Origin of the sequence: uncultured Campylobacter sp. (genome assembly GCF_938031315.1) — a bacterium.
Classification (GTDB): domain Bacteria; phylum Campylobacterota; class Campylobacteria; order Campylobacterales; family Campylobacteraceae; genus Campylobacter_B.
In genome coordinates, this window is sequence record NZ_CALHHT010000273.1 from 1 (window position 1) to 1,251 (window position 1,251).

General features: G+C 48.7%; 1 protein-coding gene. It reads left to right on the forward strand.

What is annotated here, in order from left to right; translation table 11 throughout:
* Nucleotides 1-604: 604 nt before the first annotated feature.
* Nucleotides 605-1,251, forward strand: a 647-nt coding sequence (msrA, locus tag Q0236_RS06830; RefSeq protein WP_297916314.1) for a peptide-methionine (S)-S-oxide reductase MsrA, incomplete at its 3' end; no start/stop codon positions are given.

A 1,251-nucleotide genomic window follows, 5' to 3' on the forward strand; every position in this document is an offset into this window, starting at 1 on the left:
CGCTCCGCTACGTGGCGGAGGCAGTGCGAATCAGACTGTTCGCGCTTCGTTATACTACTGCACGGCGCGGGTTTTTGGCTACGCGGAACACCGCTTTGTAGCGGTGCGGCGCAATCTAAATTTAATCACTCGCCGCCCCTGAATGGTCGCTAAAATTTTATCTCTCGGCGGCGGCGCGTAAATTTTAAATTTAATCGGCAGAATGCGAGTTTGCCGCTGCGCAATCCGGCATAAATTTATCGGTTTAAATTTACGAAGGCCGTTCGGCTGTGTTTTGCTAGGAATTTTAAATTTTATGCAAGTTCACGGGCTTTGTCGCGCTCTAAATTTTAAAATTTACGTAGAATAGCGCGGCGCACGCGGCTTGGGCGCAGGCTTTATGACAGCGAGCGATTTTGGCGTAGTCCTATGCGGTTTTATTACAGCGCGCAGCTTAGCGGTAAATTTTTGCGGTAGCCTCAAATTTTGAGGCAAATTTTACCGCGCCGCGCTCGCGCGTCTTTAAATTTCGCCGTTTGTGGTAAATATCAAGCAGGGCAAAATTTCACTCTCATTTCATTTATGGATTGTAAAATTGCGCAAAATTTAAAACGAAAGGATCAAAATGAAAATTTTCAAAGCCTTAATCTGCCTCTTTGCTTTGGCGGCGGGTTATTTAGTCGCGCTAAATGCCGCAGGCGGCAGCGCGGCGGATGCAAATTTTAAAGTTAAAGGGGGCGGTATGAACGCAAACGTGAAAGAAATTTATCTAGCAGGCGGCTGCTTTTGGGGTATGGAGGCGTATTTCAAGCAGCTTGACGGCATAGTCGCGACGCAGGTAGGCTATGCCAACGGCAAGAGCGATCAGGCAAGCTACGAGGGCTTACATAGCAGCGATCATGCCGAGACGCTACACTTAAAATACGACGCCAACGTCATCAGCGAGCCTGAAATTTTGGCGCATTATTTCCGCATCATCGATCCGTTCTCGATCGACAAACAGGGTAACGACCGCGGGCGCCAATACCGCACGGGCATCTACTACGCTGATGAGGCGAGCGGCGAGCTCGCGCGTAAATTCGTAGCCTTTAAGCAGAGCAAATATGATGAAAAGATAGCGGTCGAGGTTATGCCGCTTAAAAACTACGTCAAGGCGGAGGATTACCACCAAGACTATCTAGACAAAAACCCCGGCGGATACTGCCACATTGATCTGCGCCTTGCTAAAAAGCCGCTTGAGGACGATGAAAAATTTAAAGTGCAAAGCAAGGA